The sequence below is a fragment of the Streptomyces sp. NBC_00038 genome (assembly GCF_026343635.1).
GTDB lineage: Bacteria > Actinomycetota > Actinomycetes > Streptomycetales > Streptomycetaceae > Streptomyces.
This window is the reverse complement of record NZ_JAPELQ010000001.1, coordinates 1,843,036-1,868,311: the sequence shown is the minus strand read 5'-3', so window position 1 is coordinate 1,868,311 and position 25,276 is coordinate 1,843,036. Positions and strand designations below refer to the sequence as shown.

The window sequence follows — 25,276 nt, the reverse complement described above, 5'->3', positions numbered from 1 at the left end:
GTTCCGCCCGTGGTCACAGGACCACCACCGAACGCAGCACCTCGCCCCGGTGCATCTTCGCGAACGCCTCCTCGACCTGATCGAGCGAGATGGTCTCGCTGACGAAGGCGTTGAGGTCCAGCAGGCCGTAGAGGTACTGGTCGATGAGGAACGGGAAGTCGCGGCTCGGCAGACAGTCGCCGTACCAGGAGGACTTGAGGGCGCCGCCGCGCGAGAACAGGTCGATCAGCGGGATCTCGATCTTCATCTCGGGGTCGGGGACGCCGACCTGGACGAGTACACCCGCGTGGTCGCGCATGTAGAAGGCCTGCTTGTACGTCTCCGGCCGGCCCACCGCGTCGATCGCGATGTCGACCCCGAAACCGTCGGTGAGCGCCCGTACCGCCTCCACGGGATCCGTGCCGCGGGAGTTGACCGTGTGGGTGGCGCCGAACTTCTCCGCCTGGTCGAGCTTCTTGTCGTCGATGTCGACGGCGATGACCTTCATGGCGCCGTTGAGGCAGGCGCCCGCGATGGCCGCGTTGCCGACACCGCCGCAGCCGATGACGGCGACCGTGTCACCGCGTCCGACATTGCCGGTGTTGACGGCGGCGCCGTAACCCGCCATCACGCCGCAGCCGATGAGGCCCGCGGCCTCGGGGCGGGCCGCCGGGTCGATCTTCACCGCCTGTCCGGCCGCGACCAGGGTCTTCTCGGCGAAGGCGCCGATGCCGAGGGCGTTGCTGAGCGGGGTGCCGTCGAGGAGCGTCATCGGCTGGGTGGCGTTGCGGGAGTCGAAGCAGTACCAGGGGCGGCCACGGCGACAGGAGCGACAGCTGCCGCAGGGCGCGCGCCAGGCGAGGACGACGTAGTCGCCGGGGACCAGGTCGGTGACCCCCTCGCCGACCGCTTCGATCGTGCCGGCCGCCTCATGGCCGAGGAGGAAGGGGAAGTCGTCGGTGATCGCGCCCTCCCGGTAGTGCAGATCCGTGTGGCAGACCCCGCAGGCCTGTACGGCGACGAGCACCTCGCCGGGCCCGGGATCGGGAACGACGATCGTCCGCACCTCGACGGGTGCGCCCTTTTTGACAGTGACTACGGCACGGACCTCGTGTGGCACGACAAGCTCCTCTGCTGTTGCGCAATGCACGATGGGTTGCGCGATGAGGAACATATTGAGAATGCCGACAGGGGGTCGTCAAGAGGTGGGGGTTAACCCTTGGCAAAAGGAACGGGCGGGACGAAACGTGCCCGACACACAGAGGCGCGGGGCCAGGAGATTCCTGGCCCCGCGCGTTGTGCCCGTGCGGTGCGGTGTCCCGGGGGCGCGCCGTACCGGGTGGGTTTTCCGGCCGCGTTACGTGCCCGCTGTCCGCCGTGTGTCCGCCTCGGCTTCCGTCAGAAGCCGTAGCCCATCCGGCGCGAGAGCTCGGCCGCGGCTGCGACCGTGCGCTTGGCGAGATCCGGCAGACGGTCCGAGTCCAGCCGGTACACCGGTCCCGAGGTGCTGATCGCGCCGATGACCTTGCCGTCGTGGGCGCGCACCGGGGCGGCGACCGCCGCGAGACCCAGCTCCAGCTCTTCGAGCGCGAACGCGTAACCCTGCTCGACGACCGCTTCCAGTTCGGAGCGGAGCGCGGCCGTGCCGGTGATGGTGCGCTCGGTGAACCGCGGCAGCGGGCGGGCGAGCAGGCCCTCGCGCAGCGTGGGCGGAAGGTGCGCGAGGAGGACCTTTCCGCTGGAGGTGGCGTGCAGGGGTGTCCGTCTGCCCAGCCAGTTCTGCGCGGTGACGGAGGCGGCGCCGCGGGCCTGCATGATGTTGACCGCAGCGTCGTCGTCGAGGACCGCGATGTTGACGGTCTCACCCAGCTCGTCGGCCAGTTCACGGCAGACCGGAACGCCCTCCTGGGAGATGTCCAGACGCACTGCCGCCGCCCCCGCCAGGCGCAGTACGGCGGCTCCCAGGTAGTACTTCCCACGGTCCTTGGCCTGGGCCACCAGGCCGCGGTTCTCCAGGACGCCGAGCAGCCGGAAGGCGGTGGACTTGTGCACCTCCAGCTCGTCGGCGATCTCGGTGACACCCGCCTCGCCGAGCCGGGCGAGGATTTCCAGCACGCTCACCGCGCGGTCCACCGACTGGACGGCGCTGCCGGCGCCCCGGCCCTGCTTCTCCTGCGTCGCCCTCTTGGCCTCGGTCTCCTCGTTCGGCTCAGCCTGCTTCTGAGTGCGGGTCATAGCTCAACTCTCACCACCTGGCGGCCCTGTTTGGGCCGCATCTGCGGGAAGCCCTTGACGTGACGGGACCCCCGCGCGGATTCTGTTGCGCATAGCGCTCCCTCATGCGCCATACGAAACATCATGTTACCGAAGCGTCCGGAACCGGGAAGGGCTCGAAGGCGAGCCTCTCCCGCTCGTTCCCGGACGACCTGGACCTTGAGAGGTCGCGGACGAAGCGTCCGGACCGAGAGGGGGGCCCATGATTCCCGTCTGCCGCCTTGAAGACCTCCCCGTGGGCGAATCCGTCCGTGTCGACACCACACCGCCCGTCGCCGTGTTCAACGCCGACGGCGAGCTGTACGCCATCGACGACACCTGCACCCACCAGGACGCCTCCCTCTCCGAGGGCTGGCTGGAGGGCTGTCTGGTCGAATGCCCGCTGCACGCCGCCTCATTCGATCTCCGTACGGGCCAACCGACGTGCCTCCCCGCACGCCGCCCCGTCCGCACCCACCGCGTCACCGTCGACGACGGCGTCATCCACGTCCACCTGGCCGCGGAGGAGGGCACCGCAGCATGACGTACGAGACCACCGCCGACCATGAGCGGACTGCTCCCCGAGGAGCCCCCGTGGTTCGGCGCGCCGCCGGTGATGCCGGCGTCGCCCCTGCCGTACGGATCCGGAGGCGCGCCTCATGAGGACCGTGACCGTCGTCGGTGCCTCCCTCTCCGGGGTGTACGCGGCCCGCGAACTGCGGGCCCAGGGTTTCGACGGACGTCTGGTGATCGTCGGGGACGAGCCCCACCGACCCTACGACCGCCCGCCCCTGTCCAAGGACTTCCTCACCGGCCGCGCCGACGAGGACCAACTCGCCCTCACCGACGCCGAGGAGACCGCCGAACTAGACGCCGAGTGGCTCCTCGGCGTACGTGCCCGCGGCCTCGACGCCCGCGGCCGCACCGTCCTCCTCGACAACGGCCGCACCGTCTCCACCGACGGCGTGGTCATCGCCACCGGCGCGTCGGCCCGCCGCCTCCCCGGCGACGACCTCGCCGGCGTCCACACTCTGCGCACCCTCGACGACGCCCGTGCCCTGCGCCAGGAACTCACCCGGGGCCCGCTCCGCGTCGTCGTCATCGGCGGCGGCTTCATCGGCGCGGAGACCGCCTCCTCGTGCGCCGCCCTCGGCCATGACGTCACGGTCGTCGAGGCCGCCCCGCTGCCCCTCGTCCCTCACCTGGGCCCCGACATGGCGGCCGTGTGCGCCGCACTGCACCGCCGAGGCGGCGTCGGCCTTGTCACCGGCATCGGTGTCGCCGGCTTGCGGGGGAGCGGCACCGTGCGTTCGCACGCAGGCAGCGACGCGGCTTCGCAGGACGGTCCCGCCGCCCGTCCGGCGGTCGCCGAGAGCGTCGCGTCGCGGCACACCGTCACCGGCGTACGGCTCACCGACGGCCGGACCCTCCCCGCCGACGTCGTGATCGTGGGCATCGGCGCCGTCCCCAACACCGGCTGGCTCGCTGGTTCGACGCTCGCCCTGCACGACGGCGTGCTGTGCGACGACGGTTGCGTGACCGGACTTCCGCAAGTGGTCGCCGTCGGAGACGTCGCCCGCGTCGGAGGAGCCCGCACCGAACACTGGACCTCAGCCACCGAACAACCCCGGGTCGCCGTACGCAACTTGCTCGCGGGCAGCACCGTCGACAGCGTGCGATCCCTGCCCTACTTCTGGTCCGACCAGTACGGCGCGCGCATCCAGTTCGCGGGCCGACGGCACGAGGCCGACACCGTCCGTATCGCCGAGGGCGCCATCGAGGACGGCGCACCCGCCGAGGGCGGCTTGCTCGCCCTCTACGAGCGCGACGGCCGTACGACAGCCGTCCTCTCCGTCGACCGCCCGCGCCCGTTCATGCGAGCCCGCCGTGAACTGGCCCGCAGCACCGGTCCGGTGGAGCCGGCGGCACTGTGACGACCTGACCGTTCAGAGGGCGAGCCGGTCGGGGTGGTGGTCCGCCTGTCGGGCGTCGCGGGGTGGGGTCGTGCCGGGGCGCGACCCCAGCTGCCATGAGTCGCGAGCGACCATGACGTCGCCATGAGCCGCGGCTCATGGCGACTGGCCGCACTTGATCGCCGTTGGCCGTCCTTGGTCGCATCTAGGAATGCGACAGCTGCCCCGCTCCGCTTTGCCGGCGTATTCGCTCCTGGGTGCGCTCGGCCGTCCGCGCCTGCCGCCGAGCCCTGCGCCGTTCGCGCCGCAACGCCCGCGCGGTGCTGCTCGGTACCGACACCACCCCGTTCCGCTGGTTCCACACCTGTCGCGTCACCCAGACGTCCAGGGCGGCCCAAGTGGCCACGACCGTGCTGGCCACACTGCTGAGGACCATGGGGAAGGCCAGCCAGGATCCCGCGAGCGTGGACAGGAAGGCCACCATGGCCTGGATCAGCGTCACGGCGATGATGATCACCGCTCGCACCGCCGCCGTACGCACCGGATCGGGAAGTCGTCGCCTGCGTGCGGGTTCTTCGACCCACAACGGCCGGTAATACGCCCGCTCTTCGTACTCCTCCTCAGCCGCGAGGCCCCGTCCTTCCGCCGGGCCGGGTCCTTCCGCGATGCCGGGTCCGTCCGTGTGGCTTCGCCCGTCCACGGCAAGGCCCTGCCCGTCGGCCTCGGCGTGCCCACCTGTCGCCCCGTGCCGCTCGGCCGACCGATCGTGCCCGTTCGCCGGAATGTCGCGATCCGGTGCCTGCGTGGCCGGTTGTACCGCCTCGGGCTCCGCAACGCTGGTCCCGGCCGCCCCGCTCCGCTCCGCCGTGCCCATCAACTTGTCACTCCCCACCGCCCAGCAGACCCTTCGCACCGGTGTCAGGTGACCCCGGCCCCCCAGTGGCTGCCCGGCTTGCGCTGAATTACGCCGCCTGGGTGCGGCATGCGGCGCCTGTGGCCGATTCCGCACCCATCTCCCGTACAGAAAGACGAACAACGCGCCCTGAAGATTCCCAAGGAGCGAAGAATTCCGGCCAACTGACGGAGTTCACCTCTCCGATGTGATCCGGCCCCAGGGGCGGTTTCGGGGAGGCAATCTCACCCAATGAACGGACAACTCCCCATGTTTTGTTCCCCATATGAGGCGTGTGCTCCCGGACGGGTCTTCGAGTTACGTGAGCGTCGGTAGTAGGCTCACGCCGTTTATTGACGCACATGTGTACCCCCGGTCGGAGGGGGTCGAGCTGGGGGAGGCCATGCGCTTTCGCGGGAAGTCCATCCGCAGGAAGATCGTGGCGCTGCTCCTGGTGCCGCTGGTGTCTTTGACCGCGATCTGGGCGTTCGCCACGGTGCTCACCGGGCGCGAGGCCAACGACCTGTTCAACGTGTCGGACGTCGTGGAGAAGATCGGCTATCCCACCGAGGACGCCGTCCGAGTCCTCCAGCAGGAACGCCGCCAGACTCTCGTCTATCTGGCCGACCCCCGCGCCTCCGACGCCCTCGCGGCGCTCAAGCGGAGCCGGACCGCCACTGACGACGCCGTGGCGAAGGTCCGCGAGAACGCCAAGGACGAGGAGGTCCGCGGGAGCATGGGTGAGCGCACCTCCGAGCGCCTCACCACCATCCTGGACGCGTTCGACGGAATCGACTCGCTGCGCCAGAGCGTCCAGGACGGCACCGTCAACCGGGCCCAGGCTCTCGACCTCTACAACCGTCTGGTCGACCCCTGCTACGTCCTGATGACCAACATCCACCTGCTCAACAATGTGGAGATGGACAAGCAGGGCCGCGCACTGGTCAACCTCGCCCGGGCCCGTGAGCTCGTCTCCCGCGAGGACGCCCTCCTCGGCTCCGCGCTCGTCGCGGGCCGCATCACCCAGGACGAGATCCGCGACGTCTCCGACCTCATGGCCCAGCGCTCGCTGATGTACGAGATGAGCCTGCCGCTGCTGCCCTCCTCGGAGCGCGAACGTTACGAGCGCTACTGGAAGAACGCCGACACGGCGCCCCTGCGCGTGGCCGAGCAGGCCGTCGTCACCTCCTCGGCAGGCTCGCCCCGCGGTGTCACCGCGAAGAGCTGGGACACCGCGGCCGGACGTGTCGTCGAGGAACTCGGCACGCTCAACGACCAAGCGGCCGACCGCTACCAGGACCGGGTCCGGCCGGTGGCCGTGGGCGTCATCCTCAAGGCCGTCATCGCGGGCGTCCTCGGCCTCTTCGCCCTGCTGGTCTCGCTCTTCATGTCCGTGCGCATCGGCCGGAGCCTCATCCGCGACCTGCGCCGACTGCGCCTGGAGGCCCACGAGGCGTCGGGCGTCCGGCTGCCCAGCGTCATGCGCCGCCTGTCCGCGGGCGAGCAGGTCGACGTCGAGACCGAAGTGCCGCGCCTGGAGTACGACAAGAACGAGATCGGTGAGGTGGGCCAGGCCCTCAACACCCTTCAGCGCGCCGCCGTCGAGGCCGCCGTCAAGCAGTCCGAACTCCGCGACGGTGTCTCCGAGGTCTTCGTCAACCTCGCCCGCCGCAGCCAGGTCCTGCTCCACAAGCAGCTCACCCTGCTGGACACCATGGAGCGCAGGACCGACGACACCGACGAACTCGCCGACCTGTTCCGCCTCGACCACCTGACCACACGCATGCGCCGCCACGCCGAGGGCCTGGTGATCCTCTCGGGAGCCGCCCCGTCCCGGCAGTGGCGCAAGCCGGTCCAGCTCATGGACATCGTCCGCGCCGCCGTCGCCGAGGTCGAGGACTACGAGCGCATCGAGGTACGCCGGCTTCCGCGCGTGGCCGCCACCGGGCCCGCCGTCGCCGACCTCACCCACCTCGTCGCCGAACTCCTCGAGAACGCCACGGTGTTCTCGCCTCCGCACACGGCCGTGCACGTCCTCGGTGAGCGCGTCGCCAACGGCTTCACCCTGGAGATCCACGACCGCGGCCTGGGCATGGCGGCCGAGGCGCTCCTCGACGCCAACCTGAGGCTCGCCGAAACCCCCGAGTTCGAGCTGTCCGACACCGACCGGCTGGGCCTCTTCGTGGTCAGCCGGCTCGCGCAGCGGCAGAACGTCCGCGTCTCCCTCCAGCCCTCCCCGTACGGCGGTACCACCGCGGTCGTCTTCATCCCCGACGCGCTGCTCACGGACGACGTGCCGGACACGAACGGCATCGGTTTCCGTCTCGACCGCGCGCTGCCCACAAAAGAGGCCGAGGTCGAAGCGGACCGGAAGGCCGCGCTCTCCCAGGTCCCGGTTCACCTTCCTGGCCTGCCCGCGTCGATCCTCGACGGGCCCGTCGAACTGGAAGCCCCGGTCGACCTGGACACCCTCAGCGGCTTCCCCGGCGCCCTCGGCGACGACGACAGCGAACGTGGCGGTCTGTTCCGGCCGCGCCGCTCCATCGCCGGTGTCCCGGGTGAACAGCACCAGCAGGCCCGCGACAGCCGGGGCGAGGCCGCCCGATCCGGCGACGACGGCCGGCCGGACGCTCCCGTCCCGCTGCCCCGGCGCAGGGCACCCAAGCTCGTCAGCTCGCACGGTCGTCCCGTGACCCAGACGCGGTCCCGCCGCGACGGGGCGGGCGAGGAGCCGGCGGAGGACTTCGAGCCGGGTCTGGAGCAGACGGAGAGCCCGGAGACGGGAGGACAACGGGACATGGCGGAGCCGGACGGTACACAACCGCTCGCCGCCCGGCGCGTCGAGCGCGCGGAGACCCCGGCGCTGCGCGGGAGCGAGCGCGCCGAGACCTCGGCACCACGGGCGAGCGAGAGCTCTGAGACCCCGGTGCGGCATGGAGCCGAGCGCTTTGACTCCACCGGCCTCGGAAGGCCCCCCGGACCGCGAGAGGCTTCCGGCCTTCGGCAGGCGCCCGGGCTTCGGGACACAGCCGAGTTTCGGCAGACCGCCGAGAGCCGGGAGGCCCCCGCTCTCCCGCAACGCAGCCGTCGCACCCCTCCGTCACCCGGCGCGGGCGAGACCATTCCGCGCTCCGACGGCGCGACGGCAGGGGCAGAATCGGGTGCCGGCCCGCTGCCCCGCCGCGTCCGACAGGCCAACCTGGCCCCGCAGTTGAAGGACGGTCCCGAGCGTCGCACCGAGCGCGACAAGGCCCGCACCGGCAGCGGAGCGGACCCTGCCGAACGCGACGCCGACGAGGTACGCAACCGCATGGCCTCGCTCCAGCGCGGCTGGCAGCGCGGCCGCGAGGAGAACGCCGCGGGCGACGAGCCCCACGACGGCACAGCACCAGGAACCACAAAGGGGGACGGTCGATGACCGCACCGAAGTCCACAGGGCCCACCACGACCAGCACGGCGTCGGGGGAGCTGAACTGGCTTCTCGACGACCTGGTGGACCGCGTCGCCAGCATCCGCCAGGCGATCGTGCTCTCCGGCGACGGTCTTCCCACGGGTGTCTCCAAGGACCTGACCCGGGAGGACAGCGAGCATCTGGCCGCCGTCGCCTCCGGCTTCCACAGCCTCGCCAAGGGCGTCGGCCGCCACTTCGAGGTGGGCAGTGTCCGCCAGACCGTCATTGAGCTGGACGAGGCCTTCCTGTTCGTCACGGCCGCCGGCGACGGCAGCTGCCTGGCCGTCCTGTCGGACGCCGAATCGGATGTCGGCCAGGTCGCGTACGAAATGACGCTCCTGGTCAAGCGGGTCGGCGTACATCTGGCCGCCGCTCCACGCACCGATCCGCCCGCAGGCGGGTAGTGGGATGACATGAGTGTGAGCGTGAGCGGAGACAGTCAGGGAAGACGCCCCTGGTTCGACGACGAGGCCGGACCGGTGGTCCGTCCCTACGCCATGACGCGCGGCCGCACCACCAGTACGGCCCAACACCGCCTCGACCTGATCGCGGTCGTCGTCACGGAGTCCTACGACGACGACCCCGAGGTGGACCAGACGCTGTCCCCGGAACACGTGGACATCGTCCAACTCTGCCGCGACGCCCCCCAGTCGGTCGCCGAACTCGCCGCCGAACTCGACCTCCCCGTCGGGGTGGTGCGGGTTCTCATCGGGGACCTCGTGGATGAGGAAATGGTCCATGTGACACGTCCCGTACCGCCCGCCGAGCTGCCGGACGAGAGTATTCTGCGCGACGTGATCAACGGCCTCCGGGCGCTCTGAGCAGGGCGGAAGCGGGGAACAGACGTGACAGGCTGGCAGTTCTGGGTCGACCGAGGCGGCACCTTCACCGACATCGTCGCGCGGCGCCCCGACGGCCGCCTGCTCACGCACAAACTGCTGTCCGACAATCCGGCCAAGTACGCCGACGCGGCGGTCGCGGGTGTGCGGGAGCTCCTCGAAGAGGGCGCGGAGATCGACTCCGTCCGCATGGGCACCACGGTCGCCACCAACGCCCTCCTGGAACGCAAGGGCGAGCGCACCCTCCTGGTCATCACCCGCGGCTTCCGCGACGCCCTGCGCATCGCCTACCAGAACCGCCCCCGCATCTTCGCCCGCGCCATCGAACTGCCAGAACTGCTGTACGAGCGTGTCGTCGAGGCCGACGAGCGGATCGCCGCCGACGGCACGGTCCTGCGCGCCCCGGACCTGGACGCCCTCGCCGGGCCCCTCCAGGAGGCGTACGACTCCGGAATCCGCGCCGTCGCCGTCGTCTGCATGCACAGCCACCTCCACCCCGCCCACGAACAGGCCATCGGCGAGCTGGCGGCCCGCACGGGCTTCCCGCAGATCTCGCTCTCCAGCGAGGTCAGCCCGCTGATGAAGCTGGTCCCGCGCGGAGACACCGCAGTGGTCGACGCCTACCTGTCGCCCGTGCTGCGCCGCTACGTCCAGCACGTCGCCGATGAACTCCAGGGCGTGCGGCTGATGTTCATGCAGTCCAACGGAGGCCTCGCCGAAGCCGGACAGTTCCGCGGCAAGGACGCCATCCTGTCCGGTCCGGCGGGTGGCATCGTCGGCATGGCCCGGATGTCGCAGCTCGCCGGCTTCGACCGCGTCATCGGCTTCGACATGGGCGGCACCTCCACGGACGTCTCGCACTTCGCCGGCGAGTACGAGCGGGTCTTCACCACCCAGATCGCCGGTGTCCGGCTGCGCTCGCCCATGCTCGACATCCACACCGTCGCGGCGGGCGGCGGCTCGCTGCTCCACTTCGACGGCTCCCGCTACCGCGTAGGCCCCGACTCGGCGGGCGCCGAACCGGGACCCGCCTGCTACCGCGGCGGCGGCCCGCTCACCGTCACCGACGCCAACGTCGCCCTCGGCCGCATCCAACCCGCCCATTTCCCCCGGGTGTTCGGCCCGGACGGCGATCAGCCCCTCGACGACGCACTGGTCCGCGACCGCTTCGCCGCCCTCGCCCGCGAGATCCGCGAGCAGACCGGCGACGACCGCACCCCTGAGCAGGTCGCCGAGGGCTACCTCCAGATCGCCGTGGCCAACATCGCCAACGCCGTCAAGCGGATCTCGGTCCAGAAGGGCCACGACGTCACCCGCTACGCACTGACCACCTTCGGCGGCGCGGGCGGCCAGCACGCGTGCATGGTCGCCGACTCGCTCGGCATCCGCACCGTCCTCGTCCCACCCATGGCCGGTGTCCTGTCCGCCCTCGGCATCGGACTCGCCGATACGACCGCCATGCGCGAACAGTCCGTCGAAGCACCCCTGGAAGCCGCCGCGATGCCCGGCATCCTGAAGACCGCCGACGACCTGGAGGGCGCCGCCCGCGCCGAACTCCTCGCCGAAGACGTGCCCGAGGACCGCATCCGGGTCACCCGCCGGGCCCAGCTCCGCTACGACGGCACGGACACGGCACTCATCGTCGAACTCACCGAGCCCGACACCATGACCCGCACCTTCGAAGAACGCCATCGCGCCACCTACTCCTTCACCCTCGATCGTCCGGTCGTCGTGGAAGCCCTCTCCGTGGAAGCCACCGGTCTCACCGCCCCCCCCGATCTCTCCGCTCTCGCCGCCTTCGAAAACCGCTCCACCGCAGCGGAGACGGCCGCCCTGCACACGGGCGGCGCCCGGCGCGACGTACCCCTGCTCCGACGCGCCGAACTGCCCCCCGGTCAAACGGTCACCGGACCCGCGATCATCACCGAGGCCGGCTCGACGACCGTCGTCGACGACGGCTGGCAGGCCGCGACGACCGACGACGGGCATCTGGTCATGGAACGCGCGGCGATTACGCAGAGTTCCGATCTCGGTACGGAAGCGGACCCCGTCCTCCTTGAGGTCTTCAACAACCTGTTCATGTCCATCGCTGAGCAAATGGGCGCCCGCCTGGAGTCCACAGCCCAGTCGGTCAACATCAAGGAGCGCCTGGACTTCTCCTGCGCCCTCTTCGACCCCGACGGCAGCCTGGTCGCCAACGCCCCGCACATTCCGGTGCACTTGGGCTCGATGGGCACCAGCGTCAAGGAGGTCATCAGGCGGCGCGGAGACGGCATGCGCCCCGGAGACACGTACGCGGTCAACGACCCGTACCACGGCGGCACCCACCTCCCCGACGTCACCGTGATCACCCCGGTCTTCGACACGGAGAGTGAACGGATCCTCTTCTATGTCGCCTCGCGCGGGCACCACGCCGAGATCGGCGGCATCGCACCGGGCTCCATGCCGGCGAACAGCCGCACCATCGACGAGGAGGGCATCCTCTTCGACAACTGGCTGCTCGCCGAGAACGGCCGCTTCCGCGAAGCCGAGACGCTGGCCCTGCTCACCCAGGCGCCCTACCCGTCGCGCAACCCGAAGACCAACCTCGCCGACCTGCGAGCCCAGATCGCCGCCAACCAGAAGGGCGTCGACGAAGTAGCCCGCATGATCGACAACTTCGGCCTCGATGTGGTCCAGGCCTACATGAAGCACGTCCAGGACAACGCCGAAGAAGCGGTGCGCCGCGTAATCGACACCCTCGAAGAGGGCCGGTTCACCTACGAGACCGACTCCGGGGCCGTCATCCGAGTCCGCGTCTCCGTAGACCGCGAAAAACGCTCCGCCACCGTCGACTTCACCGGTACGTCACCCCAGCTGACCACCAACTTCAACGCACCCTTCGCTGTGGTCAACGCCGCCGTCCTGTACGTCTTCCGCACCCTGGTCGCCGACGACATCCCGCTCAACGACGGCTGTCTGCGCCCTCTCGACATCGTGGTGCCGCCCGGTTCGATGCTCGCGCCCGAGCCCCCGGCCGCCGTGGTCGCGGGCAACGTGGAGACGTCCCAGGCGATCACCGGAGCGCTGTACGGAGCCCTGGGCGTGCAGGCCGAGGGATCCGGCACCATGAACAACGTCACCTTCGGCAACGAGCGGTACCAGTACTACGAAACCGTGGCCTCCGGTTCAGGCGCGGGCGACGGCTTCCCCGGCGCGTCCGTCGTCCAGACCCACATGACCAACTCACGGCTCACCGATCCAGAGGTCCTGGAGTGGCGACTGCCGGTCCAGCTCGACGAGTTCGCCGTCCGCCGCGGAAGTGGCGGCGCGGGGCGCTGGAGCGGCGGGGACGGCGCCGTGCGCCGGATCCGGTTCCGCGAGCCCATGACCGTGTCCACGCTCTCCCAGCACCGCCGGGTGCCGCCCTACGGCATGGCCGGCGGAGATCCCGGGGCGCTCGGCGCCAACCGGGTGGAGCGCGCGGACGGTACGGTCACCGAACTCGGCGGCAGTGACACGGCCGACGTCGGCCCCGGTGACGTACTCGTCATCCAAACCCCCGGCGGCGGTGGCTACGGCCCACCGCCGCGCGACCCCCATCAAGCAGGAGAAGAGATCGATGATCTTCGGGCGTTCTGAGCGCGGCAAGCCTCCGGTCGAGCCCGTCACGCTCAAGATCCTCGTGGCCGGCGGATTCGGCGTGGGCAAGACGACCCTTGTCGGCGCGGTCAGCGAGATCAAGCCACTGCGCACCGAGGAGCTGCTCACCGAGGCGGGCCGCCCGGTCGACGACACCAGCGGCGTGGAGGGCAAGCACACCACCACCGTCGCCATGGACTTCGGCCGCATCACCCTCCGCGAGGACCTGGTGCTCTACCTCTTCGGAACCCCCGGGCAGGACCGGTTCTGGTTCCTGTGGGACGAGCTCGCCACCGGCTCGCTGGGCGCCGTCGTGCTCGCCGACACCCGCCGTCTGGAGGACTGCTTCGCCGCCGTCGACTACTTCGAGCGGCGGTCCATACCCTTCGTGGTCGGCGTCAACTGCTTCGAGGACGCCGCCCGGTACCCCGCCGACACCGTCCGGCGGGCCCTCGACCTCGACCCCGATGTGCCCGTCGTCCTCTGCGACGCGCGGGACCGCGAGTCGGTCAAGGAGGTCCTCATCGGCGTCGTCCAGCACGCGATGACGTCCGCCTCCGACCGGCGCCAAGCTCTCACGACCTGACGTACGGCACCCGGCTTCCGCAAGGCGCCCAGGGCAAGGTGCCCAGGAGTACGGCCCGTACCCTCGCCGACCGGGGTACGGGCCGCAGTCATGCACGCGCGCGTGGCTCGTGCGAAAGGCACGCGCGCGTAGACCCCTGTTTCAGCTCAGGCCTTCCTCGTGCCAGCCGAAGCTCTTCTCCACCGCCTTGCGCCAGTTCTGGTACTCGCGGTCGCGCACGGAGGGCTCCATGGACGGCGTCCACTCGACGTCCTTCTGCCAGTGCGACTTCAGCTCGTCCAGGTCGTTCCACACACCGGTCGCGAGCCCGGCCGCGTACGCGGCGCCCAGACACGTCGTCTCGGAGACCTTCGGGCGGATCACCGGCACCCCGAGCACATCCGCCTGGTGCTGCATCAGGAGATTGTTCTTGGTCATGCCGCCGTCCACCTTCAGGGTGGTGATCTGCACTCCGGAGTCCTGGTACATGGCGTCGACGACCTCCCGCGTCTGCCAGCTCGTCGCCTCCAGGACCGCGCGGGCCAGGTGCGCCTTCGTGACGTAACGCGTGAGCCCGGTGACGACACCGCGCGCGTCGGAGCGCCAGTAGGGCGCGAACAGGCCGGAGAACGCGGGCACGATGTACGCGCCGCCGTTGTCGTCGACGCTCGCCGCCAGTGTCTCGATCTCGTCGGCGGTGCGGATGATGCCGAGCTGATCGCGGAACCACTGCACCAGGGCGCCGGTGATGGCGATCGACCCTTCGAGGCAGTAGACGGGCGCCTCGGTGCCGATCTTGTACCCCATGGTTGTCAACAGGCCGTTCTTCGAAGGGACCGGCCGGTTCCCGGTGTTGAGCAGCAGGAAGCTGCCCGTGCCGTACGTGTTCTTCGCCGTGCCCACGTCGTAGCACGCCTGCCCGAACACCGCGGCTTGCTGGTCGCCGAGCGCCGACGCGACGGGGACGCCCGCGAGTTGGCCCACGGCGGTGCCGTACACCTCGGCGGAGGACCTGATCTCGGGGAGGACCGCTTCGGGGACATTCATCGCCGAGAGGATGGACTGGTCCCACTGGAGTGTCTCCAGGTTCATGAGCATGGTGCGCCCGGCGTTGGTCACGTCGGTGACGTGCCGCCCGCCTTCCGTGCCGCCCGTCAGGTTCCAGATCAGCCAGGAGTCGATGGTGCCGAAGGCGATCTCGCCGCGCTCGGCACGCGCACGCAGTCCCTGGACGTTGTCGAGGAGCCAGGCCGCCTTTGGCCCGGAGAAGTAGCTGGCCAGCGGCAGTCCGGTCTGCTCCCGGAAGCGGTCCTGTCCGTCCGAACCACCCAGTTCGTTGCAGAGCGCGGAGGTGCGGGTGTCCTGCCAGACGATCGCGTTGTGCACGGGCTTGCCGGTGGCGCGGTCCCAAAGGACCGTCGTCTCACGCTGGTTGGTGATCCCCAGCGCGCTCAACTGGTCCGCGCGCAGCCCGGCCTTGGCGATCGCGCCCGCGACCACTGCCTGCACCTTCGACCAGATCTCGGTGGCGTCGTGTTCCACCCAGCCCGGCTTGGGGAAGATCTGGCGGTGTTCGCGCTGGTCGACGGCGACGATCGCGCCGCCGTGGTCGAAGATGATGCAGCGGCTCGAGGTGGTGCCCTGGTCGATTGCGGCGACGTACTTCTCGGCATGGTCCGTCATGACGTCCCCTTCGTCAGAAGGCTGCGTTGTAGATCAGGGCTCCGATGGCGGCGCCCGCGATCGGGCCGACCACCGGGATCCAGGAGTAACTCCACTCCGAGGTGCCCTTGTTGGGAATCGGCAGCAGCGCGTGCGTGAGTCGTGGCCCCAGGTCGCGGGCCGGGTTGATGGCGTACCCCGTGGGGCCGCCGAGCGAGAGACCGATCCCGACGACGAGGAGGGCGATGAGCAGGACGGGCAGTCCCGCGTCTCCGATGCCCGTCACGTGCTTGTCGCCGCCGACCATGGCCAGAATGGGCAGCATCAGGGCGACGGTTGCGATGATCTCGGTGATCAGGTTCTGCACGGGGTTGTTGATCTCGGGCCGCGTCGAGAAGATCCCCAGCGTCTCGATGGCCTTGTCCTCTTCGGCGTTGAGGTTGAACTGGCCGAGGTAGAGCAGCCAGCACAGCACGGCCCCGATGATGGCTCCGGCGAACTGCCCGAGGATGTAGAAGGGCACGTCTTCCCACTTGGTGGAACCCTCGATCGCGAATCCGATCGTCACCGCCGGGTTGATCTGCCCACCGGACAGTGGCGCCGAGGTGTACGCGCCGGCGAGCACGCCGAAGCCCCATCCGAAGGCGATGACCACCCAGCCCGCTCCCTGCGCCTTGGACTTGTTGAGAGTGACGGCGGCGCAGACTCCTGCGCCGAACAGGATCAGGATCGCGGTGCCGATCAACTCCCCGACAAAAATGTCTGCGTTGCTCATGGCGGCTCCTAGGGCCGACCCGGGGCGAGCCGCTCCGGGCCACCGTGCAGGGTGCGTTCCCACGTTTCCATGGCTACTTCAGCCGAAGGCAGGAAGGTCCCGCTCCCCGCCCGGCGTCCGTGACGAGCGTGCCGTAACAGCGGAATCGCCCATGAGGATGGCCCTTGGTGCAGGTCGGAAACCCGAGCGGCGCGGTGCGTGAAGACGCCCGAATGCGGCGATACCGACTGACACCCGGAAGTGTTCACCGGTGCCCAGGGGGCGTCAAGGTCGCGGACAGCAACGGTTGGAGGGGCTCTGCGGGGCGCGTCGCGGGACTCGGCCCTGGCCGAAAAGGTTCGCCGAGCGCGGTCGGACGGATGCTCATCCGGCCGGCCCGCCGGAGTGTCCGCCCATCAGCTGGTCAGCCGGTCGCTCCCGGCCCGGTCCGCCCACCCGAACCCCGCCGGAGTCGGTCCCGTCCCCGCCCCGCGGCGGATCTCATGGCCCGGCAGCCCCGCACGCCCCAGCACCCAACTCGCCCCGTTCAGGGCCTTCGCGGCCTGCTTGAGGGGGGCCAGACAGGCGGCCGCCTCCCGGTGGTCGGTCACGCTGCCGGGTGCGCACAGGACCGTGGCCAGCGACAGCGTGATGGTCCGTCCGCCCGCCGTCCAGGGCGTGTCGAGCACCGAGTTGGCCAGCGGGTCGAGGGTGTCCGGGTCCGCGAGGACCAGGAAGTCGTCCCCGCCGATGTGCCCCACGTGCGTCGCACCGGACGCGGCGAGTTGGAGCGCCCGCCCGACAGCCCTGATCAGGTCGTCGCCCGCGGCGAACCCCGCTCCGTCGTTGACCTGCTTGAAGTGATCGACGTCCAGCCAGCTCAGCGCGAACATGCGGCCGTCCGCGATACGCCGGTCGACCTCGCCGGTGATCGCGTCCGAACCAGGCAGCCGGGTCAGCGGATTGAGGCCCGCGGCCTCCTCAACCCGGCTCTCGGACAGCGCCCGTACGAGATCGGCCAGGCGTACGACACCCACGCACCGCCCGTACCGGTCGACGACCGCGACATCGTCGGACGTACGGTCCCGGTCCCCGTCCGCCACCACCTCGAGAACCTCCCACGCGGTGGCGTCGACCCCGACCGTACGTGGCGGATCGCCGAGCTTGGCGGCCGGCCTGTCGGCGTACAGCGCATGCCCGTAGCGCCCCGACATCGACAGCAGGAACCGCGACCGGTGCACCGACCGGACCGGGACCCCCGAGGCGTCGACGAGCAGCACTCCGGACACGTCGGAAGATCCGGTGAGGAGCGCCCGAACCTGCCCGGCCGACGCCGTGGCCGGCAGCAGTGCCGCGGGCCGCACGAACTGACGTACGGACGGCCCCGACCGTGGCGTCCCGGTGGCACCGGGAGTGAGGACCGGAACGTATACATCCGCCACGGGCAGCCGCGCGGGCGGCGCGAACAGGTCGCCCTGCGCGAGTTGCGCGCCCGCCGACACCGCGGCCGCGCACTGCAGCTCCGTCTCCACCCCTTCGACGGACAGCAGCGCGCCCAACTCCTCGCAGAGCGTCCGCATCGCCCGCACCGCGGGGGACCGCGCGAGCAGGGACACGTCCAGCTTCATCAGCTCGGGCGCGAGGTCCGTGAGCAGCCGCAGGGGTACGTCGCCGTCGCCCACGCCGTCCGCGCAGATCCGGAAGCCCTCGCCCCGCAGGGCGGCAACCGCGTCCAACAGGGCGTGCTGCGGCACATGTGTGTACGGCGGACCGATGTCGACCGTCACCTCCCACGGCAGCCGCCCGGCCTCGCGCACCGCGTCGCGCAGCGCCGCCAGCCCGCCGAGATCGGCAAGGGTCCCGGCGAACACGTTGACGTGCAGCGGCAGCAGGGTCTCCTTGCGGGCCGCCGCCCGGATCGCCAACGCGGCCAGACGGCCGTCGAGTTCGGGGTCGCGGCGGGCCTGCGCCAGGATGTCACCGGTCTCCGGGCGGGCGAGTATCTCCAGAGCGGCGACCCCTCCGGTCGTCAGGTTGACGACCGGCTGAAAGGCGAAGCGGACCGTATCCGACCAGGAGGGCACGCGAGCATAATGGCGCCCCTCGCGTACGCCCGGGCGCGATTCACGAGCTGTTCACGCAGGATTCCGGGCTCGTCACAGTGGGTGCTCGCGGCGGTAGAGGTCACCGCACCGCGACGACCGACGAACCGTGTCCGAACAGCCCCTGGTTCGCGGTGATCCCCACCCGCGCCCCGTCGACCTGCCGCTCGCCGGCGGCGCCCCGCAGCTGCCATGTCAGCTCGCACACCTGGGCGATGGCCTGCGCCGGAACCGCCTCCCCGAACGAGGCGAGCCCGCCGCTCACGTTCACCGGTATTCGCCCGCCCAGCGCCGTGGCACCCTCCCACAGCAGCTTGGCCGCCCCGCCGTCCGCGCACAGGCCCAGGTCCTCGTACCACTGCAACTCCAGGGCCGTGGACAGGTCGTACACCTCGGCAAGCGAGAGATCCTCGGGGCCGATGCCCGCTTCCTCGTACGCCGCCCGGGCGATCGACGCGCGGAAGGTGTCGGCCGCGGGGTCCACCGCGACCGCGGAATCCGTGGCGATGTCCGGCAGATCGAGCACGGTGTTGGGATAGCGCGGCGTCACCGTGGACACCGCGCGGATCCGCACCGGACCGACAACACCGTGTCGTCGTGCGAACTCCATGCTGGACAGTACGAGGGCCGCGCCGCCGTCCGAGGTCGCGCAGATGTCGAGCAGCCGCAGCGGATCGGCGACGACAGCGGACCCGGCGACCTCCTCGGCGGTGACCCTCTTGCGGTACCGCGCGTTCGGATTCAGTGCCCCCTGGGCGGCGTTTTTCACCTTGACCTGCGTGAAGTCCTCCAGAGTGTCCCCGTGCACGGCCATCCGCCGCCGGGCGTACAGCCCGAAGTACGTCGGATTCGTCGCCCCCAGGACACGGAACCGCAGCCAGTCCGGATCGTCAGGCCTGTCCCCGCCCGCCGGGCGGAAGAACCCCTTGGGCGCCGCGTCCGCACCCACCACGAGGACGACATCCGCGAGACCCGCAAGGATCTGCGCCCGCGCCGTGTTGATCGCCTGCGCCCCGGACGCGCACGCCGCGTACACACTCGCGACCCGCGCCCCCTGCCAACCGAGCGCCTTCGCGAACGTCGCCCCCGCCACGTACCCCGGATAGCCGCCGCGCACGGTGTCCGCACCCACGATCGAGCCGACATCGCGCCAACCGACCCCGGCGTCGGCCAACGCCGCACGCGCCGCCACGACTCCGTACTCGACGAAGCCACGCCCCCACTTGCCCCAGGGGTGCATGCCCGCGCCGAGCACCGCCACATCCCCGCTCACGCCGTCACCCCCGTACGCCACATGTCCCTCATGCCGTCACCCCCGTTGGCCGCCAGTGCCAGGTCGTCCAGGTCGTCCCCTCGTCCTCGTTCAGCACGCCGGGGACGACCTCCACCTCCATGCCCACCGCCAGGTCGGCGACGGTGACCCCAGGAACCGCCTGGCCGAGCACCACGATCCGCTCGCACTCCAGCTCCACAGCGATCAACGCATAGGGTTCCCACGAGAGTTCCGGATCGCTCACATACGGTGACGGCGGCCGGTACCGGCCGTCCGTGTACGACCAGACGCGGCCGCTCCGCGACAACGGCACTTCGACCAGCTCGCCGCCTCCCGGGCAGCCGGGATTGCGGCAGAAGGAGTCCTCGCGGGGGAAGAAGACCGAGGCGCACACCGAGCAGCGTGTACCGAGGAGATGGAAGTCGTCGCCGTCCCCGGCGAACCAACCGGCGACCACGGGCATGCGTGTGCGCGACAAGACCCCTCCAGCACTGGATCTGACGGAACGTCAGAAGTGTGCCACGGGCAACGGGATTTGGGGAGGGTGTCATGGAGAACCACGGGAGCCTCCCAGGCGTCGGAGTATCGGTAGGGGCGGCCGGGGCCCACGGGGGTGGTTCCGGCCGTTCCTCGCTGCTTGAGGCGTACGAGCCTCTGCCGCGACACCCTTTGGGTCGCCCGTCCAGGCGCTCAGCTCACCCAGCCGGTTGCCCCTGAAGATGCCCTTCAAGTGATCGGATACAGTCCGCGGCGTGTCCGCATCCCCATCCCTGCACCCGCCCGCCGACTCCGCGCCGGATTCCCACTGTTCGAGCTGCGGAGCACCATACGGAGAGGGCGTCTCCGTATGGCCCCGCACCTGCGCCGTCTGCTCCAGCGTGGCCTACCGCAATCCACTGCCGGTCGCGGTGGCCCTCCAGCCCGTGTTCGACGCCAGGGGCACCTCCCTGGTCGTGATCACCCGGACCATCGCCCCCGCGCGCGGGGGCATCGCCCTGCCCGGTGGATTCATCGACGACCGGGAGGACTGGCGGCACGCCGTCGTCCGGGAGCTCAGGGAGGAGACGGGCATCGACGCGAGGAGCCGGGAGGTACGCCTCGCCGACGCGATGAGTTCCCCGGCCGGGCACCTGCTGCTCTTCGGGCTCCTCCCGGAGCGCCCGGCCGCCGAACTCCCGCCGTCCACGGTCACCGACGAGACGGACGGCTGGCATCTGCTCCGCAGGCCGGCCGAACTCGCCTTCCCGCTGCACACCTTGGCGGCGCGGGCATGGTTCGAGGGACGGTACATCTGAGAGGCCCGTGCCGCTGCGGTTGCGCTCGGCGAGCCGTTACAGCGCCCGGAGCCCACGCACCCGCACCGGATACGCGGTCTCGCTCAGGCCGCCCTCTCCGTCCCGCTGTACGACCACCTGCGCCCCCTCCCAGCGCGTCACATAGCGCTCGACCTCCGGCTCGTCCCACCCGTCGCCCGTGTCCGGCACGACGAGCCCGCCCCCGACACGCCCTTGCGCGGGAGCCCACACCTCCAGCTCCAAGCCACCATCGGCACCCCTGACGGGCACAACGGCACCCGCGCGAGCCAGCACCGGAATGCGCGACAAGGGGGCATCGATCAGCACTTGGGCCGGCCCTTCATAGGCCCTTTCGGTGACCGTGTCGTACCAACGCCCTCGCGGCAGCTGCACCGCACGCCGATCAGCCCCGGGGTGCAGCACCGGCGCCACCAGGAAACAGTCGCCGAGCAGGAAGGCGTCCTCGCAGTCGCGCAGCGCCCGGTCCTCGGGCGCACCCCACCACACGGGCCGCACATACGGCGCGCCGGTACGGCGAGCCAGATGCGCCAGGGTCATGAAGTACGGGAGCAGCCGCCGCCGTTCGACGAGCGCCACGCGCGCGTGCTCCAGGACGTCGTCACCGAACTCCCAGGGCTCCCTGCGCCCCGCCCGCAGACTCGCGTGCGTACGGAACAGCGGAAGGTACGCGCCGAGCTGGAACCACCGCAAATACAGCTCGGGCGACGGACTCCCGTCGAAGCCGCCCACGTCTGGCCCCGAGTACGGCACCCCGCACAGCCCCAGCCCCAACACGAGCGACAGTGACGCCCGCAACCCGGGCCAGCCGGTGGCCACATCCCCGGACCAGGCCCCTCCGTAGCGCTGCATTCCGGCCCACCCGGACCGCGAGAAGATGAACGGCCGCTCCTGGGGCGCAAGTTCACGCAGGCCCTCGTACCCGGCCCGGACCATGCCCAGCGCGTACACGTTGTGCGCCTCGCGGTGGTCACCGCCGCGGCCTTCCAGGGAGTGCCGGGCCGAACGCGGCAGCGTCGACTCCCCGAAGGCGGTGAACGAAGTCGGCTCGTTCATGTCGTGCCAGAACCCCGCGAACCCCTGCGCGAGCCGCTCCTTGAAGAGTCCGCCCCACCACCGCCGCACGCGCGCGTGCGTGAAGTCCGGAAAGACGGACTCCCCGGGCCATACGACACCTCGCACGAGCCGCCCCGAGGCATCGCGCACGAAGGCGTCCTCGGCGAGGCCACTGTCGTACACGGCATTGCCCGGCTCGGCCTTGACCGCAGGGTCGACGATCGACACCAGCCGGATGCCCTCACGGCGCAGCTCCTCCGCCAGCACCGGCAGCTCCGGGAAGTGCTCCCGGTCGACCGTGAACACCTGGTGCGCGTCGTAGTGGTCGATGTCCAGGTGAATCGCGTTGAGCGGAAGACCACGCTCCTGGTAGCCCGCGACGATCCGCCGCACCTCATGCTCACTGCCGAAACCCCACCGCGCGTGATGGTGCCCCAGTGCCCACGCGGGCGGCAGCGCGGGCGCCCCGGTGAGCGAGGCCCAGGCGTGCAGCACGCGCGCGGGGGTCCCCACCATCACCCAGCAGCGCAACGGGCCGCCATCCATCCGCAGCTCACAGGATCCGGCCCTGTCGTGCCCGGAGCCGGCGCCCTCCTCACCCTCCCGCAACGTCACCGTGCCGTCCCACGAGGTGTCGTGGAACACGAGATGGGTGGCCGCGTCGGCGACCACCAGCTGCACGGGCATGGTGATGTACAGCGGGTCGTCGCCGGGCGCGAAGGCCTGCCCGGGATCCGTGTTCCACAGCCGGTACGTCCCATCGCGCAGCCGGGGGCCCGCCGCGCGCCCGCCCAGGCCGAAGAACCGCGCGTCGGCGGCGACTTCGGAGCGCTGCATCCAGCGCGCGGCACCGCCGTCGACCGGCTCCCACCAGCGGGGCGGCAGATCGCGGCGGAGAACCACGCCACCAGGGGTGCGCACCTCGACGGCTCCGTGCCGCGACACCACGACTGTCACGCGCTCGGCCACAACCCGCCAACCGCCGTCCATGTCCGGCTCCAGGACGGCCCGCGGGTCCGGATCCGGGGAGTTGCCCGCGAGCGCGTACGACGGCTCAGGGTCCGCCCCGTCCCATCCCCAGAAAACCGCTCCGTTCACCGCGACCGTGATCCGCAGCTCGGAGCGAGTGAACCGGACGACTCCACCACCGGGGCCCGGCTCCACGCCCCGCACCGCCCCTGGCACCCGCGCACGCTCGGCGCCCCGCTGTGGCAGCCCAACGGCATCGGCACGCTTCCTGCGCCACGCGGCTCGCACGGTACGCAACCCCTGGGTCGCCCCCGCCGAACCGACAGCCTTCACCGAACGCACCAGGTCACGACCGTTCATGCTGCTCAGCCTGCCATTGACGAGGCCATATGTGTAAGCCGTTCAACTGCCGTTCACCCGTGGCCAGACCACATCTTCACGTCGGCGACTATGTGTGGCGCACCCTGGTGCACAAGTCGATCACATGGCATCGTCCGTGTCAGCCGCGTGACGCGCACACCCCCGCTCGTGCGCGACAGACGCCCACGACGCGCCAAGCCCGGGAGCCGCCCCATGTCCACCTCCAACCCCTCACCGCTCTGGCAGCCCACCGGGGAACGCATCGCCCAGGCGCAGATCACGAAGTTCCAGACCTGGGCGGCCGAGCATCACGGAGCCCCCTCCGAGGGCGGCTACGCGGCACTGCACCGCTGGTCCGTGGACGAGCTGGACACCTTCTGGAAAGCCGTCACCGAGTGGTTCGACGTACGGTTTTCGACCCCCTACGCGCGCGTGCTCGGCGACCGCTCCATGCCCGGCGCCGAGTGGTTCACCGGGGCGACCCTCAACTACGCCGAGCACGCCCTGCGCGCGGCCGACACCCGTTCGGACGAACCGGCGCTCCTTTATGTCGACGAGACGCATGAGGCGACCCCGATCAGCTGGTCCGAGCTGCGCCGCCAGGTCGGCTCCCTGACAGCCGAACTGCGCGCGCTCGGCGTACGCCCGGGAGACCGGGTCAGCGGCTACCTCCCGAACGTTCCACAGGCCGTCGTCGCCCTCCTCGCCACAGCCGCCGTGGGAGGTGTGTGGACGTCCTGCGCCCCCGACTTCGGCGCCCGCAGCGTCCTCGACCGCTTCCAGCAGGTCGAACCCGTAGTGCTCTTCACGGTCGACGGCTACCGCTACGGCGGCAAGGAGCACGACCGTCGCGACACCGTCGCCGAACTGCGCCGCGAACTGCCGACCCTGCGCGCGGTCGTGCACATCCCTCTATTGGGCACCGAGGCCCCCCAGGGCGCCTTGGAATGGTCCGCCCTGACGTCCGCCGACGTGCAGCCCGTCTTCGAGCAGGTCCCGTTCGACCACCCCTTGTGGGTGCTCTACTCCTCGGGCACGACCGGCCTCCCCAAGGCGATCGTCCAGTCCCAGGGCGGCATCATCGTCGAGCACCTCAAGCAGCTCGGTCTGCACTGCGATCTCGGCCCCGAAGACCGCTTCTTCTGGTACACCTCCACAGGCTGGATGATGTGGAACTTCCTCGTCTCCGGGCTCCTCACGGGCACCACGATCGTCCTGTACGACGGCAGCCCCGGCTACCCGGACACAGGCGCCCAGTGGCGCATCGCCGAACGCACGGGAGCGACGCTCTTCGGCACGTCCGCGGCGTACGTCATGGCGTGTCGTAAGGCGGGCGTCCGCCCGTCCCACGACTTCGACCTCGTGCGCGTCCAGTGCGTCGCCACCACAGGCTCGCCCCTGCCTCCCGACGGCTTCCGCTATCTCCACGACGAGGTCCGCCCCGACCTTTGGATCGCCTCCGTCAGTGGCGGCACCGACGTGTGCTCCTGCTTCGCTGGCGCCGTACCGACACTGCCCGTGTACATCGGAGAGCTCCAGGCCCCCGGCCTCGGCACCGACCTCCAGTCCTGGGACCCCAGCGGAAAGCCCCTCATCGACGAAGTCGGCGAACTCGTGGTCACCAACCCGATGCCGTCCATGCCGATCCGATTCTGGAACGACCCCGACGGCAGCCGGTACCACGACAGCTACTTCGACACGTATCCCGGAGTGTGGCGCCACGGCGACTGGATCACCGTCACCTCGCGCGGCTCCGTCGTCATCCACGGCCGCTCGGACTCCACGCTCAACCGTCAGGGCGTGCGCATGGGTTCGGCCGACATCTACGAAGCCGTCGAACGCCTCCCCGAAATCAAGGAGTCACTCGTCATCGGCATCGAACAGCCCGACGGCGGCTACTGGATGCCCCTCTTCGTCCACCTCGCCCCAGGCGCCGCACTCGACGAGGCCCTCCTGACCCGCATCAAGCAGACCATCCGCGAACAGCTCTCCCCGCGCCACGTCCCGGACGAGGTCATCGCAGTCCCCGGTGTCCCTCACACCCTCACCGGCAAGCGCATCGAGGTCCCGATCAAGCGTCTCCTCCAAGGGACCGCCTTGGAAAAGGCGGTCAACCTCGGCTCCGTGGACAACGTCGAACTGCTGCGCTTCTACGAAGACCTGGCCCGGAAGCGCGCCTGATCAGCCTTCAGACGGCCATCGCCATGACCTGCTTGTTCGAGCCCCGCCGTGTGCGCGAGCACCTTGCCCGACCAGCGTTGTCAGTGCCGCCGG

At 70.5% G+C, this 25,276-nt stretch carries 18 protein-coding genes; 9 read left to right on the top strand and 9 right to left on the bottom strand.

Annotated features, from left to right (window positions below; genetic code table 11):
• Window positions 1-13: 13 nt before the first annotated feature.
• The gene (locus OG219_RS08685) at window positions 14-1,099 is read right to left on the bottom strand and encodes an S-(hydroxymethyl)mycothiol dehydrogenase (RefSeq protein ID WP_266824566.1); all 1,086 of its coding nucleotides are present in this window, start codon (window positions 1,097-1,099) and stop codon (window positions 14-16) included.
• A 278-nt stretch (window positions 1,100-1,377) separates the two neighbouring features.
• Complete coding sequence (locus OG219_RS08680) at window positions 1,378-2,214, bottom strand: IclR family transcriptional regulator (protein WP_266824564.1); 837 nt, start codon at window positions 2,212-2,214, stop codon at window positions 1,378-1,380.
• 241 nt (window positions 2,215-2,455) lie between these two features.
• Between OG219_RS08680 and OG219_RS08675 the strand changes: the two genes are divergently transcribed.
• Complete coding sequence (locus OG219_RS08675) at window positions 2,456-2,776, top strand: bifunctional 3-phenylpropionate/cinnamic acid dioxygenase ferredoxin subunit (RefSeq protein WP_266824562.1); 321 nt, start codon at window positions 2,456-2,458, stop codon at window positions 2,774-2,776.
• 115 nt (window positions 2,777-2,891) lie between these two features.
• Window positions 2,892-4,166 (top strand): NAD(P)/FAD-dependent oxidoreductase, encoded by a 1,275-nt coding sequence (locus OG219_RS08670; protein ID WP_266824560.1) that lies wholly within the window; start codon window positions 2,892-2,894, stop codon window positions 4,164-4,166.
• Window positions 4,167-4,350: 184 nt separating this feature from the next.
• On the opposite strand, the gene OG219_RS08665 is transcribed toward OG219_RS08670, so the two are convergent.
• On the bottom strand, window positions 4,351-5,019 hold the full coding sequence (locus OG219_RS08665; protein WP_266824558.1) for a hypothetical protein: 669 nt from the start codon (window positions 5,017-5,019) through the stop codon (window positions 4,351-4,353).
• Between the two features lie 421 nt (window positions 5,020-5,440).
• Between OG219_RS08665 and OG219_RS08660 the strand changes: the two genes are divergently transcribed.
• Genes OG219_RS08660 through OG219_RS08640 form a run of 5 tightly spaced genes read left to right on the top strand, consistent with a single transcriptional unit; the run spans window position 5,441 to window position 13,534 of the window.
• A complete protein-coding gene (locus OG219_RS08660) occupies window positions 5,441-8,455 on the top strand; it encodes a nitrate- and nitrite sensing domain-containing protein (RefSeq protein WP_266824556.1) in 3,015 nt (1,004 codons plus the stop codon).
• On the top strand, window positions 8,452-8,892 hold the full coding sequence (locus tag OG219_RS08655; RefSeq protein ID WP_266824554.1) for a roadblock/LC7 domain-containing protein: 441 nt from the start codon (window positions 8,452-8,454) through the stop codon (window positions 8,890-8,892). The genes OG219_RS08660 and OG219_RS08655 overlap by 4 nt, the downstream gene beginning before the upstream one ends.
• 21 nt (window positions 8,893-8,913) lie before the next feature.
• A complete protein-coding gene (locus OG219_RS08650) occupies window positions 8,914-9,309 on the top strand; it encodes a DUF742 domain-containing protein (protein ID WP_266824552.1) in 396 nt (131 codons plus the stop codon).
• A 24-nt stretch (window positions 9,310-9,333) separates the two neighbouring features.
• Complete coding sequence (locus tag OG219_RS08645; RefSeq protein ID WP_266824550.1) at window positions 9,334-12,948, top strand: hydantoinase B/oxoprolinase family protein; 3,615 nt, start codon at window positions 9,334-9,336, stop codon at window positions 12,946-12,948.
• Entirely contained in the window at window positions 12,929-13,534 is a 606-nt protein-coding gene (locus OG219_RS08640; protein ID WP_266824548.1) for an ATP/GTP-binding protein, read from the top strand. The genes OG219_RS08645 and OG219_RS08640 overlap by 20 nt, the downstream gene beginning before the upstream one ends.
• A gap of 141 nt (window positions 13,535-13,675) precedes the next feature.
• On the opposite strand, the gene glpK is transcribed toward OG219_RS08640, so the two are convergent.
• The 5 genes from glpK to OG219_RS08615 form a co-directional block, all read right to left on the bottom strand.
• A complete protein-coding gene (gene glpK, locus OG219_RS08635) occupies window positions 13,676-15,196 on the bottom strand; it encodes a glycerol kinase GlpK (protein WP_266824546.1) in 1,521 nt (506 codons plus the stop codon).
• Window positions 15,197-15,209: 13 nt separating this feature from the next.
• Window positions 15,210-15,950 carry an MIP/aquaporin family protein gene (locus tag OG219_RS08630; RefSeq protein ID WP_266824544.1) on the bottom strand — a complete coding sequence of 247 codons (741 nt, stop codon included), beginning with the start codon at window positions 15,948-15,950 and terminating at the stop codon, window positions 15,210-15,212.
• A 395-nt stretch (window positions 15,951-16,345) separates the two neighbouring features.
• A complete protein-coding gene (locus OG219_RS08625; protein ID WP_266824542.1) occupies window positions 16,346-18,013 on the bottom strand; it encodes a GGDEF domain-containing protein in 1,668 nt (555 codons plus the stop codon).
• Between the two features lie 100 nt (window positions 18,014-18,113).
• Window positions 18,114-19,304 carry a lipid-transfer protein gene (locus OG219_RS08620; protein ID WP_266824540.1) on the bottom strand — a complete coding sequence of 397 codons (1,191 nt, stop codon included), beginning with the start codon at window positions 19,302-19,304 and terminating at the stop codon, window positions 18,114-18,116.
• Between the two features lie 28 nt (window positions 19,305-19,332).
• Window positions 19,333-19,761 (bottom strand): Zn-ribbon domain-containing OB-fold protein, encoded by a 429-nt coding sequence (locus OG219_RS08615; RefSeq protein WP_266836040.1) that lies wholly within the window; start codon window positions 19,759-19,761, stop codon window positions 19,333-19,335.
• Between the two features lie 313 nt (window positions 19,762-20,074).
• On the opposite strand from OG219_RS08615, the gene OG219_RS08610 reads away from it, so the two are divergent.
• Window positions 20,075-20,599 (top strand): NUDIX domain-containing protein, encoded by a 525-nt coding sequence (locus tag OG219_RS08610; protein ID WP_266836039.1) that lies wholly within the window; start codon window positions 20,075-20,077, stop codon window positions 20,597-20,599.
• A 36-nt stretch (window positions 20,600-20,635) separates the two neighbouring features.
• Here OG219_RS08610 and OG219_RS08605 read toward each other — a convergent pair whose 3' ends face one another.
• The gene (locus tag OG219_RS08605; protein ID WP_266824538.1) at window positions 20,636-23,002 is read right to left on the bottom strand and encodes a TIM-barrel domain-containing protein; all 2,367 of its coding nucleotides are present in this window, start codon (window positions 23,000-23,002) and stop codon (window positions 20,636-20,638) included.
• A gap of 213 nt (window positions 23,003-23,215) precedes the next feature.
• Here OG219_RS08605 and OG219_RS08600 point away from each other — a divergent pair, with 213 nt between their 5' ends.
• On the top strand, window positions 23,216-25,183 hold the full coding sequence (locus tag OG219_RS08600) for an acetoacetate--CoA ligase (RefSeq protein ID WP_266824536.1): 1,968 nt from the start codon (window positions 23,216-23,218) through the stop codon (window positions 25,181-25,183).
• Window positions 25,184-25,276: the final 93 nt, after the last annotated feature.

Bases quoted from the DNA above. Each gene is read 5' to 3' on its own strand.
- OG219_RS08680 (WP_266824564.1), bottom strand. From the start codon at position 2,214: ATGACCCGCACTCAGAAGCAGGCTGAGCCGAACGAGGAGACCGAGGCC.
- OG219_RS08675 (WP_266824562.1), top strand. From the start codon at position 2,456: ATGATTCCCGTCTGCCGCCTTGAAGACCTCCCCGTGGGCGAATCCGTC.
- OG219_RS08670 (WP_266824560.1), top strand. From the start codon at position 2,892: ATGAGGACCGTGACCGTCGTCGGTGCCTCCCTCTCCGGGGTGTACGCG.
- OG219_RS08665 (WP_266824558.1), bottom strand. From the start codon at position 5,019: ATGGGCACGGCGGAGCGGAGCGGGGCGGCCGGGACCAGCGTTGCGGAG.
- OG219_RS08660 (WP_266824556.1), top strand. From the start codon at position 5,441: ATGCGCTTTCGCGGGAAGTCCATCCGCAGGAAGATCGTGGCGCTGCTC.
- OG219_RS08655 (WP_266824554.1), top strand. From the start codon at position 8,452: ATGACCGCACCGAAGTCCACAGGGCCCACCACGACCAGCACGGCGTCG.
- OG219_RS08640 (WP_266824548.1), top strand. From the start codon at position 12,929: ATGATCTTCGGGCGTTCTGAGCGCGGCAAGCCTCCGGTCGAGCCCGTC.
- glpK (WP_266824546.1), bottom strand. From the start codon at position 15,196: ATGACGGACCATGCCGAGAAGTACGTCGCCGCAATCGACCAGGGCACC.
- OG219_RS08630 (WP_266824544.1), bottom strand. From the start codon at position 15,950: ATGAGCAACGCAGACATTTTTGTCGGGGAGTTGATCGGCACCGCGATC.
- OG219_RS08605 (WP_266824538.1), bottom strand. From the start codon at position 23,002: ATGAACGGTCGTGACCTGGTGCGTTCGGTGAAGGCTGTCGGTTCGGCG.
- OG219_RS08600 (WP_266824536.1), top strand. From the start codon at position 23,216: ATGTCCACCTCCAACCCCTCACCGCTCTGGCAGCCCACCGGGGAACGC.